The organism is Gammaproteobacteria bacterium (assembly GCA_022450155.1).
GTDB lineage: Bacteria > Pseudomonadota > Gammaproteobacteria > Arenicellales > UBA868 > REDSEA-S09-B13.
This window is the reverse complement of record JAKUQR010000005.1, coordinates 58,568-71,133: the sequence shown is the minus strand read 5'-3', so window position 1 is coordinate 71,133 and position 12,566 is coordinate 58,568. Positions and strand designations below refer to the sequence as shown.

Sequence of the window (12,566 nt, the reverse complement as noted above, 5' to 3'; positions counted from 1 at the left end):
ACCATAACTGACTGATGGTCTGATGAACCACTCCAGCGACCCGCATGCCCAGCAAATCCTGATTCTGGATTTCGGTTCACAGTACACACAGCTGATTGCTCGGGGTATCCGTGAACTGAATGTTTACTGTGAAATCTTGCCGTTTGATGCAGACATCAGCAGGATAAAAGCTTTCAGGCCGGCCGGTGTCGTTTTGTCAGGCGGTCCGGCGACGGTCACAGAAAGTGACACACCGCGTGCCGATCAGGAAGTGTTCAACCTGGATTGCCCGATTCTGGGTATTTGTTACGGCATGCAGACGATGGCTGCTCAGCTCGGCGGTAAAGTCGAAGCCGCAAAACAACGAGAGTACGGATTTGCAGAGATCCGCTTGACATCGACGAATCCTTTGATCGACGGTCTTCATGATCGCCTAGATTCCGACGGTACAGGTGTTCTCAAAGTCTGGATGAGTCACGGCGACCGAGTGAACACCCTGCCCGATGGTTTTAGGGTTCTGGCTGTGAGCGAGAACGCACCGATGGCTGCGATCGCAGATTCCGATCGCAGGTTCTTTGGGGTCCAGTTCCATCCTGAGGTGACCCATACCACACAGGGTCGGGCAATGATGAAACGTTTTGTCCGGGACATCTGTGGCTGCGGCGGTGATTGGACGCCGGCAAATATCATTGATGACCTCTTGTTCAGAGTCAGAGACCAGGTCGGTGAAGACGGGGTGGTTTTGGGGTTATCCGGTGGTGTGGATTCTTCAGTTGTCGCTGCGCTTCTCCATCGAGCGATTGGAGATCAGTTGACTTGTATTTTTGTGGATAACGGACTGCTACGTCAGGGTGAGGTCAAGCAGGTTATGGAGACCTTTAGGGACGATTTCGGTATGCGCATTGTTCAGGTGGATGCTTCAGAGCGATTTCTAGAAGCCTTGTCTGGAATAACGGATCCCGAGTTCAAAAGAAAGATGATAGGCAGAGTATTTGTGGATATTTTCCAGGAAGAGGCAGACAAAATAGAAAATATTTGCTGGCTGGCGCAGGGTACTATCTATCCTGATGTGATCGAGTCGGCAGGTACGGGCACTGGTAAGGCAAAGGTAATCAAATCGCATCACAATGTGGGTGGCATACCGGATACTCTAAAGCTTGAACTGCTGGAACCGCTGCGCGAACTGTTTAAAGACGAGGTGCGCGCGGTGGGCGTAGCACTGGGACTGTCGCAACCTATTGTCCATCGGCATCCGTTCCCGGGACCTGGGCTGGGGGTGAGAATTCTGGGTGAGGTCCGGCGAGAATATGTCGATATCCTTCGCCAGGCGGACGCTATATTCCTTGATGAGCTTCATAGGAGCAATCTATACGATTCCACAAGTCAGGCATTTGCAGTTTTTCTGCCAGTACGGTCAGTCGGTGTTGTTGGAGACAATCGGTCATATGAGTACGTGATTGCTCTTCGTGCGGTTGAAACCACTGATTTCATGACTGCGGACTGGAAGCGACTTCCATACGAGGTGTTGGCGCGTGTTTCCACCCGTATCATTAACGAGGTCCGTGGTGTGAGTCGAGTGACTTACGATATCTCATCTAAGCCCCCCGCAACTATAGAGTGGGAATAGGTGTTGAAGATTCGATGGTGACCTTGAGTGCTTTTCCGCGGCAGTTTTGCGTGATGTTTAACAAAATCTGGTGCTGATGCAAATCTCCAAAGGGTAAAGTTGACTGGGTCAATTCTAGAAGAATCGATTATCTGCAATACAACAATGGCGGATGGGTTGACCAACAATTCAGGCGGTACTCGATGATACATGTCGTGATAAAGACTAACTTGTTACCCTGTAAGGGAACAGACCTGATCCAGGATCAGGCGTTCGGTCTATTCAGGACCATCAATCGTTGTGTCTACTTTGATTAAGCCAAACCATGAGTCATGGATGCGGGTTGCGCTCGAAGAAGCTGCTGTGGCCTCAGTGAATGGGGAGATTCCGGTAGGCGCTATTGTGGTAGCCGGTGATCGGATTGTTGGTCGCGGTCACAACCGATCAATTGGATTGTCAGATCCGACCGCACACGCAGAGGTGATGGCGCTTCGTGATGCGGGCGCTCGCATCGGAAACTACCGATTACCTGAGACGATAATGTACGTTACCCTTGAACCATGCCCCATGTGTGCTGGTGCTCTGTTGCACGCCCGCGTCGGTAATCTGGTTTTTGGTGCGCGTGATTCGGAGATCGGTGCTGCGGGTTCGGCCATGAACCTCCTTGAATCACCCTTGACTAACCATCGATGTCAAGTTATTGCGGGAATACTAGAGACCGACTGTAGTGAGCGACTGGAGCAGTTTTTTGCATTGCGGAGACGATAGGCATTCAGTTCCGGAGTGGTCACATCGAATTAAACCGTGGAACTGGTGGAAGCCGGCCTGTTGTTTGTACTGGACTGAGATTTGGCTTGTCGTTCTTCGCGCGGCGGTTTTCCGAAAAAGTCCCGATAGCATTTGCTGAAGTGTGGTGCGGAGACGAACCCACAGGAAAAGGCGACATCGACGATTGATCTTGGAGTCCGTAATAGCAGTTCACGTGCTCTACGTAGACGGAGGTTCAGGTAGTAACGGGTGGGCACGCAATTTAGATGTTTCTGAAATATTCGCTCCAACTGTCGGCGGGAAATTCCGACGTGGTGAGCGAGTTCATCCAGGCTCATGGGTTCTTCAATGTTGTTTTCCATCAGTTCGACCGCGTCGACTAACTTAGGTTGGCTAGCTCCGAAACGTTGGCGAAGTGGTATCCGTTGCCGATCCTTAGAATCACGTATTCGCTCACAGATAAACTGCTCAGAAATTAAAGTGGCCAACTCGGTACCGTGGTCACGGGCGACGAGAGTCAACATCATATCTAGTGGTGCAGTACCACCCGAGCAGGTATAGCGTTCCCGATCGAGTTCAAAGAGTTCCGAGGACACAACCAGTTCTGGAAATTCATCGTGCATATCAAAGATGTTTTCCCAGTGGATGGTGCATCGGTAGCCGTTAAGCAGTCCAGTACGGGCCAGAAGATAGCTCCCTGTACAGATTCCACCAATAATAATCTTGCGTCGGGTCAGAGGGGTTAGCTGAGAGACGACGATCTGGTCCCAGGCGCCATCGAGTGTTGTTCCAGCGCAAAGAAACAACGCATCGAGTTGTTCGCGATCGGTTAGTTTTGAAACCGGCGCTAGATCTAATCCGCCACTCGATCTAACCTCCTTGCCATCGAAGCTAAAAAGAGTGTACTCGTAGAGGCTGCGTCCACTGATTCTGTTCGCCATGCGCAATGGCTCTACAGCCGAAGACAATGCGATCAGGGTGAAGTTCGGACACAACAAAAATCCATATCTGGTCGGCGTGGGGTGCGTGCTCATCGAGATTCAGGACTGGCGGCCTAAAGATATAAGAGTAGTGTGGTATTTAACGTATCGAGATCGGAAAATACAAGGCTCAGAAGGAAGTGGTTCGATCATGAAGCTGTTATTATTCGTTGGTGGATGAGTCAGAGAAGGGCAGATGAAACTACGAGACGTTGCGCTTGAGGATAAGTATACGCTCGAAAAGGGTCAGATCTTTGTGTCCGGGATTCAGGCCCTGGTTCGGCTGCCAATGCTTCAGTCTCAGAAAGATCAGCTTATCGGGCTGAATACCGCGGGGTTTGTGACGGGATACCGTGGTTCTCCCCTTGGTGGCCTAGACCAGCAACTATTCCTCGCCCAGGAATTCCTGACCCAACACCGGGTTAAGTTTGCGCCAGCAGTTAATGAAGACCTGGGAGCAACGGCAGTCTGGGGGACGCAGCAGGCCGGTCTGGGAGGTGATGGTTTATATGACGGTGTGTTTGCGATGTGGTACGCAAAAGGTCCTGGCGTGGACCGTTCGGGTGACGCGATACGACACGGAAATTTAGCAGGGACCTCCCGCCACGGGGGTGTCCTACTATTGGTGGGGGACGACCATGCCTGTGAATCGTCGACCACCGCCCACCAGAGTGAGTATTCGCTGGTCAATGCGATGGTACCAATCCTCAATCCAGCTGGAGTTCAGGATATTCTGGATTACGGACTCTACGGTTGGTCATTATCTCGCTACAGCGGTTGTTGGGTAGGTCTTAAGTGCGTACATGACACAGTAGAGGCATCCGCCTCTGTCTCGGTTTCGTTTGACCGTATTCAAACCGAGGTGCCCGAAAACTTTGTTCTTCCCAGCGGTGGGCTGCATATTCGTTGGCCCGATGGATTTCTGGAACAGGAGGAGAGGCTGCACCGATACAAACTCGAGGCAGTCGAGGCGTTCGGTCGCACCAATCCAATCGATCGCCAGATTTTGGGTGACCACGATGCCCATACAGGGATTGTGACGACGGGTAAATCCTATCTGGATGTTAGGCGTGCGTTATTAGAGCTGAATATCGACGAAACTCGCGCAAGGGCCCTGGGCTTGAAACTCTATAAAGTCGGAATGTCCTGGCCCCTTGAGCCACACGGACTTCGCGACTTCACGCAAGGCCTGAAACGACTTATCGTTGTTGAAGAAAAGCGAGGTCTGGTCGAACAGCAAATTCGAGAGATTCTCTACGGTGTCCCCAATGCCCCGGTTATCGTAGGTAAACGAACTGAAAACGGGCAAACCTTATTTCCGGCGCACGGGCGACTGGAAGCCATGGATATAGCCCTGGTGATCGGCGAGCGATTGGCCAACATCAGTGGCAACGAGGATCTCAGCACGCAGATTCAAACTCTCAAAGAAAGACAGCGACGCGATTGTTCAACCTCTCCGGCGATGATACGGACACCATACTTCTGTGCGGGGTGTCCTCACAACAGTTCTACCGTGGTGCCCGATGGAAGTCGGGCAATGGCTGGTATCGGTTGTCATTTTATGGCCGCATGGATGGATAGAAACACAGTTGGGTTTACTCAGATGGGGGCGGAAGGGTCCAGTTGGATCGGGGAGAGTCCATTCAGTGAAACGAAGCACGTCTTTCAAAACATCGGTGATGGCACTTATTTTCACTCAGGAATTCTAGCGATTCGTGCCAGCGTTACGGCAGGTGTCAATATCACATACAAGATACTGCACAACGATGCGGTTGCGATGACCGGGGGACAGCGCGTTGACGGTCAGGTTGATCCGGCGACCATTACTCGTCAAGTCCATGCGGAGGGTGTCAAGCGCATCGCTGTTGTGTCCGATGATCCGCAAAAATACTCCAAAACCAGTCAATGGGCACCGGATACCACAATTTACCATCGTGACGATCTTGATCAGGTACAACGCGAAATGCGTGAGGTTACTGGTACCAGTGTGATTGTTTACGACCAAACCTGTGCGGCTGAAAAACGTCGGCGTCGTCGTCGGGGTGAGATGGCGATTCCTGATAAACGGTTATTTATCAATGAAGCCGTTTGCGAAGGCTGTGGCGATTGTGGGGTTCAATCGAATTGTGTTGCCTTGGTGCCTGTCGAGACAGAATTTGGGCGCAAAAGGGCGATCAATCAATCGACCTGTAATATGGATTATTCTTGTCAGTCCGGTTTTTGCCCGAGTTTTGTAACGGTGATCGGGGGAACTCTAAAAAAAGAGCGTAGCAATACTGGTTTTCAGGCGCTGGCGGAGTCTTTGTTACTGGAGCCAGAAGTGACCGCTATTAGCGGGCATTACAGTATTCTGCTTACGGGTATAGGAGGGACGGGTGTCGTAACTGTCGGTGCAATACTAGGTATGGCGGCTCATCTCGCGGGTAAGGGTTGCTCCGTGTTGGATATGGCTGGACTGGCGCAAAAAGGGGGTGCCGTTACTAGCCATATTATTCTGGCAGAGAAGCCCGAGGATATCAGCGCCACCCATGTTGCTGATTGTGGCGCGGACCTTCTGCTTGGTTGCGATATCGTGACCTCTGCTTCTGCTGAAAATTTAAGAAAATTGAGGACGGGCACAGTAGCTGTCGTGAATACCCATCAGCAGATGTCTGGTGATTTTATTAAGGACCCCGACACACAGTTCCCACTAGAGAAACTGTTATTCTCCATTCGAGATTGTGTTGGCAGATCTCTTCATACGGTCGACTCAACGGCGGCCGCTACAGCAGCTTTTGGAGAATCGATTGCTGGAAACTTGATGATTCTGGGATTTGGATACCAGCTTGGGGGTATACCCGTGCCTTCCGTTGCGATTGAAAAAGCTATTGAGCTCAACGGGCAGGCAGTCGAGATGAATATTCAGGCATTCCGAATGGGCCGGGCAGCAGTAGCAAATCCCGATGAAGTTGCCCGTTTGCTGGGATCTTTCCCTGCCAATCAGCCAGCTGCTATCGACGAAACTGTTGCACAAACGGTAGAGCGGCTGGAAAGTCACCTGGTGACTTATCAGAGCAAAGGATATGCCAGGCGTTATCGTGCGTTGGTGGATGTCGTGCAAAATGTGGAATCCGGCATTGAACGAACTGATTTGCGACTTACACTTGCGACTGCACAGGCCTATCACAAATTGCTGGCTGTTAAAGACGAATATGAAGTCGCTCGCTTGTATACGGATAAAAGCTTCAAGGAGAGCTTGAAGCGCACCTTCGAGGGGCCCTATCGACTAAAGCTGAATTTGGCCCCACCTATCATCTCAAAACTCAGTCGTAAAAACGGTGCGATTCAAAAAAGAGCGTTTGGCGGTTGGATATTCTCGCTATTCAGGTTGATGACTTCGTTACGCCGAATACGCGGAAGCGTGCTAGACCCGTTTCGGTACAGCAAGGAGAAGTTGCTTGATCAACAGTTGATTAAGGATTACGAGCAGACAGTGAATAATCTGTGTGCAGGACTGTCTGCTGCCAATCTCGAAGTCGCGATTGAAATCGCTTTACTGCCGTTATCTATTCGAGGTTTTGGGCACATTAAAAGCGCTAACGCAAGCAAAGCGCAGACAACGGCAGAAAACCTCTGGTTAAAGTTTCAGGCGCAGCCAGTTGAGGTGGAGGACGCTGCCTGACGAATAAATTTTTCGTAATCAGGACCTAATGGCTTAAAGCGTGTCGGAAAGCTTCTACTGAGCGATAGATCGCGGGCTTATCGATATCCAGATGTGTTACCAACCTGACGGGGTTACTCTCGCAGGTGATTAGAATGCCGGCCTGGCGAAGTCGGGGTGTTAGCTCGGGTACAATCACTTCGGGCACGGTTACAAAGACCATATTTGTCCGTTCTTTGGGCTTGTCGATAGCCAAGCCATCGATTTCCTCGAGCAGTCTTGAGAGGAGAAGCGCATTTTCGTGGTCGTCGACCAGTCGTTCAATATTGTGCTCGAGTGCGTAGAGTCCAGCCGATGCCACGATTCCGGCTTGCCGCCACCCGCCCCCCAGCATCTTTCTCCAGCGCCTGGCATCTTGAATGAATTTTCTGGTTCCGCAGAGGACTGATCCCATGGGGGCACCCAGGCCTTTCGAAAGACAGGCTGATATAGAATCGAAGTGTTGGGAAATTTCATGTGCTGGCGTATTTTGTTTGATAGCCGCATTGAATAAGCGGGCACCATCTAGATGCAACGACAATCCATGGTGCCGGGCCAGAGTGGCCGCCTCTTCCAGATAGGTAATGGGTAGAGGTTGGCCATAAAAAGTGTTTTCCAGGCAGAACAGTCGGGTCGTTGCGTAGTGAAAGTCATCTGGTTTGATCGCAGCTTCGACCTTGTTCAAATCGATGGTACCGTCGTGACTGTTTTCAATTGGCTGTGGTTGGATACTGGCCAAAACGGCTCCACCCCCACCTTCTTCGAGGTAACTGTGTGCCTGGCTACCCGCAATGTATTCGTCCCCACGCTGGCAATGGCTCAGCAGAGCCAGGAGGTTGCTCTGGGTACCGCTTGTCACAAAAAGTGCAGATTCCGTTTTCAATAGTTCGGCTGCTTTCTCTTCTAGAGCGGCGGCCGTCGGATCTTCCCCATAAACGTCATCGCCAACATCAGCATTAAGCATAGCTTGACGCATGCCAATACTAGGCTTAGTGACAGTATCGCTTCTCAGGTCAACTACAGAATCCAATTCGAAACACCATAATTTAGTTTTGGAGGCGGTAAACAAACTGATTTCGAAAGGTAATTTATCATAGCGGTGGTGCCATCGCATGGGGTTCGGAATCCATAGATCCAATTAAGATGTCTGTTGGCAGGCGGGGTGGCAATTGTGGATACTATGCGCTAATAGGATTTTTTACAGAAAGGGGGGCTTAATGGCAATACAGATTGGTGCACCAGTTCCAGATGTAGAACTTAAGGTTATGGGTGAAGAACGGCCGGAGTCGGTTCGTACTGGTGAGCTCTTTCAGGATAAGCGGGTGGTGTTGTTTGCGCTACCCGGTGCATTTACGCCTACATGTTCGAAGCTTCATCTGCCAGGATATATTGAGTTATCCGACCAAATTCGTGCCAACGGTGTGGAACTCATTATCTGCCTTTCAGTGAATGATGCATGGGTGATGGCCGCCTGGGGAGATGTTCACGGGGCAGGTGAGGAAGTGATGATGCTGGCGGATGGTAATGGAGAATTTACCAGGGCTATCGGCCTGGACTCCGATATGTCCGGTGCGGGCTTTGGTGTTCGCTCATTGCGGTATGCGATGGTCGTGAACGACGGCGTTGTTACACACCTGCAAGTTGAGGAACCCAGAAAGTTCGAAGTCAGCGATGCAAAAAGCATTTTGGCGCTGTTGTAGGAAAGTCTAGAGTTGTTTTAAAAGATTTACCAATCCAAGGAACTGACTATGAAACTGGTTACCGCAATAATCAAACCCTTCAAGCTTGATGATGTACGTGACGCTTTAGGTCAGGTCGGGATCAGAGGTATGACCATTACCGAGGTAAAAGGCTTCGGTCGCCAAAAAGGTCATACAGAGCTATATAGGGGAGCAGAATACGTCGTAGACTTTATTCCAAAAATGAAAATAGAGGTCGCGGTCGACACGGCCATCGTCGACCAGGTGGTCGAAACGATAATAAACGCGGCTCGCACAGAAAAAATTGGAGATGGAAAAATATTTGTTTACGAGCTTGAACAGATACACCGCATCCGCACGGGTGAGACCGACCAAGATGCACTTTGACTGTATTGTGCGGGATACGGTTAAAGGCCAAACCAGTTGATTTCGCGGTGTGTACGTGATTTCTTGATCCCTGGAAATATTGATGATTGAACCGGTAAAGATCGGAGTAGTCGGGGTTGGATATCTTGGCTCTATACATGCTCGGATCTACGCCCGGTTGCCCGGTGCGGCCCTGATTGGTGTCAACGACGTGGACTCAGATGCGGGAAAGCAGGTCTCAGCTGAATGCGGCTGTAGCTTTTATAGCAACGTAGATCAGCTGGCCGATTCCATAGATGCTGTCAGCGTAGTCGTGCCAACCACCTGTCATCGGGAGGTCTCGCTGCCTTTCTTGTCAAGAGGAATACCCGTATTGTTGGAGAAGCCGGTCGCGCACACCCTGAGTGATGCCCGATCAATTGTGAATGAAGCCCAGCAGACTGGCACGATACTTCAGATAGGGCACCTCGAACGATTCAATGCCGGGGTTACCCGACTCCATCAGGAACTGGATCGCCCACGTTTTATAGAAGTGCATAGGTTGAGCGAATTTGTGGAGAGAGCCACAGATGTTGACGTGGTAACTGATCTCATGATCCATGATATTGACATCGTGCTCTCACTGGTTCAATCAGAATTGAAGTACGTTTCTGCAGTTGGTGCCAGGATTGTGACAAATCATGTTGATATCGCGAACGCGCGCCTTGAATTCGAGGATGGTGCTATCGCGAACGTCACTGCAAGTAGGGTCTCAGCAAAAAGATTCAGACGGATTCGGGTATTCGCTGATGCTTGTTATCTTGCTTTGAATTTTGAGGATCAACAGATCGAGATATCTCGTCCTGGGGAACAACCACCAGACGGAGGGTTCGCGCCGATTATTAACTCTTCTATTCAGGTTGAACCGACTCCGCCACTGGATGCTGAGTTGGCCCACTTCATAGATTGTGTTAGAGAAGGTGCGCAACCGCTGGTGTCGGGCAGTGACGGATTACGAGCTCTAAAGGTCGCCTACGACGTACGTGAAAAGATCGAGCGATCGCTTCATTCGCTTGTTTAGGCGCAGAGCAATTATAGGGCTGTATGTCGTAGTGGTTAGCGGTGTTGCTGGGCAAACGATCGGCGCAGGCTGCTCTGACGACGCCTCGTTTTGGACGCCAATGAAGCAGGTTTGGGTGGAATTTTCTGCCGAAGAGGAGAAGCCGTTAGTCTTTGCGGCGTGGGTGGCAAAAACTCCAGAGCAAAGAGGACGTGGATTCCAAGGGGTCTGTCCTGGCCTTGTTACTGAGCGGTCTCTCCTTTTTGTTTTTCCAGCGCCGGTTAAGGCGAACTTTCACATGAGTGGCGTAGCACTGCCGTTGGATATTGTGTTTATAGACGTGTTTAGGCAGGTGATCAATATTCAACGTATGGCGCTCCAAGAATCTGACCGGTCGACGACATATTATCGTTCCGACACAGTTTTTCAATTCGCACTTGAGACAGCGGCGGGGCGCCTGGACCAGCTCAGGCGAAACCCACGTCTATGGCGTATGCGGGTATCGAACAGAAATCAGTGACAACCACCGATTATGGTGGACAACAGCGTATTCACGAGATGGGCTGTAACTGGAAATTGAGACGATTTTCGCACAGGATTTCCGCATCTGGGCCATAAGACCGCTCAACGAGTTCAACCTGGTTCTGTTGGTTCAGCAGAAGTACCGTTGAACTGCGGGTTCCGTAAAGTGGCCCTTTGACAAAAATTGGGGACTGTGCTGCTGTTAGATCGGGTAAAAAGCCAGAGCCCCTGGTAGCAGTTCCTCTAGCCGGTGTGCGGTCTGACAGGAGTTCAAAAAACGTATCCAATCTGAAACTGCGGCTCAAGATATTTTTGAAGACCTGTTTGCCATAGGTGATTTTATGCCACGGTTCATCTAAAAGATGATTACTGAGCCCTGTGATTCCAGCTGGAATCTGACGAGGGTCACTGACCCGGTTTGAATCCCACCACAAGGTAGCAATGTTACCGAAAATAACGTTGACGCCCTGGTAGCGTTGAAGTTGACCAGGATTCTGAAGGCGACAATCTGCTGATTCGGGCTTTTGTCGAAGCCAGTCGAGCACCAGCATGCCACGTGAATAGTCGGATTTCACGGCAACAGTTGGTTCGTGAAAATTCGTAACCGCTGCGAACAGGCCCTGGCGATTAAGGCCAAACCAGGTTCCACCTGCCGTGAGATCCCTCCCCGCAGCGATTGTGGGATGGTCGTGCCAGAAAGATAAGCTTTGCGTAGGCCGGGAGTGATACTCCTCCCTATTCGCAATGATAATCAGCGGATAGCTTGGGTGAGCACCTTTTGCGACCAGGATCAGGCACATTGACTGTCAGCTTGCGATGGTGGGGTTACGCCCCGGTAACAATATGACCGGAGGTTCCCCGGATCGGTAGATAATGCCGATTCGACCGATGAGTTGTATCGATGTCGCAGCAGTACTGGTACACAACTGCTGAAGCACAGCTTGTTTTTCTAGACGATTGCCTGTCGGCAATCGTATTTTTACGAGTTCATGCGCCTTCAGGGCCGACTCTAGTTCTCCGATGACGCTCTCGGTAAGACCTGAAAGTCCAACCGTGACGATCGTCCGCTTGTGGTGAGCCAGGCCTCTTAAATGTCTGATTTGGTTTCCAGTCAGTTTCATTACTGGGTTATGGTATAGGCTTGACCGAGTTTCGACTACCTCAGTGAAGACTTGCTTTGTGGCCAGACGGAAATTGAAAAGCAGACATTGGCTAGACCGGCAGCAGCGTGATCCATTTGTGAGGGAATCCCAAAAGGAAGGCTACCGTTCCCGGGCGGCGTATAAACTGTCAGAAATCGATCAGAAGGATCGACTGATCGTGTCCGGTGACACTGTTCTCGACCTTGGCGCAGCGCCTGGAGGATGGTCGCAGTATGCAACGAAAAAGGTAGGTGTTGAGGGCAAAGTCTTTGCGGTAGATTTGCTGCCAATAGTGCCCATAGATGGTGTGGTTTTTATTCAGGGGGATATCGGTGACGATGCGTTGTACTGTGAACTTGAATTACGGTTAAAAAACCAACCTGTAGGGCTTGTATTATCTGATATGGCCCCCAATTTGACTGGTATAAAAACGGCCGATCAGGCAAACAGCCTGGTTTTGGCGCGACTGGCATTGTCGGTCGCGCTGAAATCGTTGGGGCCCAACGGAAGGTTTGTGGTCAAGGTGTTTGAAGGCGAAGGCACGGCTGATTTCCGTCGCGAGTTAGCATCTTCATTTGGAAAAGTGGTTGTGCGAAAACCGCAGGCATCACGTCTTGACAGCGCTGAATATTACCTGCTGGCTTCAAGGCCCACGGAAAAGTGTTGAGATGAGCAGAAATCAGGACACTAGAAGTTTGGATATGGTGGCCTAAACAGTTGTAGAAACGGGTGAAAACCCTCAAAATTCGACTTCAGGCAGAAAAGCGTAATGATCGACGCGGGCT

At 50.7% G+C, this 12,566-nt stretch carries 12 protein-coding genes; 8 read left to right on the top strand and 4 right to left on the bottom strand.

Going from position 1 to position 12,566, the window contains the following annotated elements:
- The first annotated feature begins 22 nt into the window (after positions 1-22).
- On the top strand, positions 23-1,606 hold the full coding sequence (guaA, locus tag MK323_04085) for a glutamine-hydrolyzing GMP synthase (protein ID MCH2481338.1): 1,584 nt from the start codon (positions 23-25) through the stop codon (positions 1,604-1,606).
- A gap of 288 nt (positions 1,607-1,894) precedes the next feature.
- Complete coding sequence (gene tadA / locus MK323_04080) at positions 1,895-2,353, top strand: tRNA adenosine(34) deaminase TadA (GenBank protein MCH2481337.1); 459 nt, start codon at positions 1,895-1,897, stop codon at positions 2,351-2,353.
- Positions 2,354-2,382: 29 nt separating this feature from the next.
- Here tadA and MK323_04075 read toward each other — a convergent pair whose 3' ends face one another.
- Positions 2,383-3,387, bottom strand: coding sequence for a GlxA family transcriptional regulator (locus tag MK323_04075; GenBank protein MCH2481336.1), 1,005 nt, complete (start codon positions 3,385-3,387; stop codon positions 2,383-2,385).
- Positions 3,388-3,529: 142 nt separating this feature from the next.
- Here MK323_04075 and MK323_04070 point away from each other — a divergent pair, with 142 nt between their 5' ends.
- Positions 3,530-6,994, top strand: a complete 3,465-nt coding sequence (locus MK323_04070) for an indolepyruvate ferredoxin oxidoreductase family protein (GenBank protein MCH2481335.1) — start codon at positions 3,530-3,532, stop codon at positions 6,992-6,994.
- A 25-nt stretch (positions 6,995-7,019) separates the two neighbouring features.
- Here the strand turns inward: MK323_04070 and ltaE are convergent, their stop codons facing one another.
- Positions 7,020-7,988 carry a low-specificity L-threonine aldolase gene (gene ltaE, locus MK323_04065; GenBank protein MCH2481334.1) on the bottom strand — a complete coding sequence of 323 codons (969 nt, stop codon included), beginning with the start codon at positions 7,986-7,988 and terminating at the stop codon, positions 7,020-7,022.
- Between the two features lie 241 nt (positions 7,989-8,229).
- On the opposite strand from ltaE, the gene MK323_04060 reads away from it, so the two are divergent.
- From MK323_04060 to MK323_04045, 4 genes are all read left to right on the top strand, one after another.
- Positions 8,230-8,712, top strand: coding sequence for a peroxiredoxin (locus tag MK323_04060; protein ID MCH2481333.1), 483 nt, complete (start codon positions 8,230-8,232; stop codon positions 8,710-8,712).
- A 48-nt stretch (positions 8,713-8,760) separates the two neighbouring features.
- Positions 8,761-9,099 (top strand): P-II family nitrogen regulator, encoded by a 339-nt coding sequence (locus MK323_04055; GenBank protein MCH2481332.1) that lies wholly within the window; start codon positions 8,761-8,763, stop codon positions 9,097-9,099.
- A gap of 82 nt (positions 9,100-9,181) precedes the next feature.
- The gene (locus MK323_04050; GenBank protein ID MCH2481331.1) at positions 9,182-10,138 is read left to right on the top strand and encodes a Gfo/Idh/MocA family oxidoreductase; all 957 of its coding nucleotides are present in this window, start codon (positions 9,182-9,184) and stop codon (positions 10,136-10,138) included.
- 115 nt (positions 10,139-10,253) lie between these two features.
- Entirely contained in the window at positions 10,254-10,637 is a 384-nt protein-coding gene (locus MK323_04045) for a DUF192 domain-containing protein (protein MCH2481330.1), read from the top strand.
- 31 nt (positions 10,638-10,668) lie between these two features.
- Here MK323_04045 and MK323_04040 read toward each other — a convergent pair whose 3' ends face one another.
- Entirely contained in the window at positions 10,669-11,439 is a 771-nt protein-coding gene (locus tag MK323_04040) for an NRDE family protein (GenBank protein ID MCH2481329.1), read from the bottom strand.
- A 6-nt stretch (positions 11,440-11,445) separates the two neighbouring features.
- A complete protein-coding gene (locus MK323_04035) occupies positions 11,446-11,760 on the bottom strand; it encodes a YhbY family RNA-binding protein (protein MCH2481328.1) in 315 nt (104 codons plus the stop codon).
- A 118-nt stretch (positions 11,761-11,878) separates the two neighbouring features.
- Here MK323_04035 and MK323_04030 point away from each other — a divergent pair, with 118 nt between their 5' ends.
- Positions 11,879-12,448, top strand: coding sequence for an RlmE family RNA methyltransferase (locus MK323_04030; protein ID MCH2481327.1), 570 nt, complete (start codon positions 11,879-11,881; stop codon positions 12,446-12,448).
- Positions 12,449-12,566 lie beyond the last annotated feature (118 nt).

What these genes read in the sequence shown, in the direction of transcription:
- guaA (MCH2481338.1), top strand. Translation starts at nt 23, where the DNA reads ATGAACCACTCCAGCGACCCGCATGCCCAGCAAATCCTGATTCTGGAT.
- MK323_04075 (MCH2481336.1), bottom strand. Translation starts at nt 3,387, where the DNA reads ATGAGCACGCACCCCACGCCGACCAGATATGGATTTTTGTTGTGTCCG.
- MK323_04070 (MCH2481335.1), top strand. Translation starts at nt 3,530, where the DNA reads ATGAAACTACGAGACGTTGCGCTTGAGGATAAGTATACGCTCGAAAAG.
- ltaE (MCH2481334.1), bottom strand. Translation starts at nt 7,988, where the DNA reads ATGCGTCAAGCTATGCTTAATGCTGATGTTGGCGATGACGTTTATGGG.
- MK323_04060 (MCH2481333.1), top strand. Translation starts at nt 8,230, where the DNA reads ATGGCAATACAGATTGGTGCACCAGTTCCAGATGTAGAACTTAAGGTT.
- MK323_04055 (MCH2481332.1), top strand. Translation starts at nt 8,761, where the DNA reads ATGAAACTGGTTACCGCAATAATCAAACCCTTCAAGCTTGATGATGTA.
- MK323_04050 (MCH2481331.1), top strand. Translation starts at nt 9,182, where the DNA reads ATGATTGAACCGGTAAAGATCGGAGTAGTCGGGGTTGGATATCTTGGC.
- MK323_04040 (MCH2481329.1), bottom strand. Translation starts at nt 11,439, where the DNA reads ATGTGCCTGATCCTGGTCGCAAAAGGTGCTCACCCAAGCTATCCGCTG.
- MK323_04035 (MCH2481328.1), bottom strand. Translation starts at nt 11,760, where the DNA reads ATGAAACTGACTGGAAACCAAATCAGACATTTAAGAGGCCTGGCTCAC.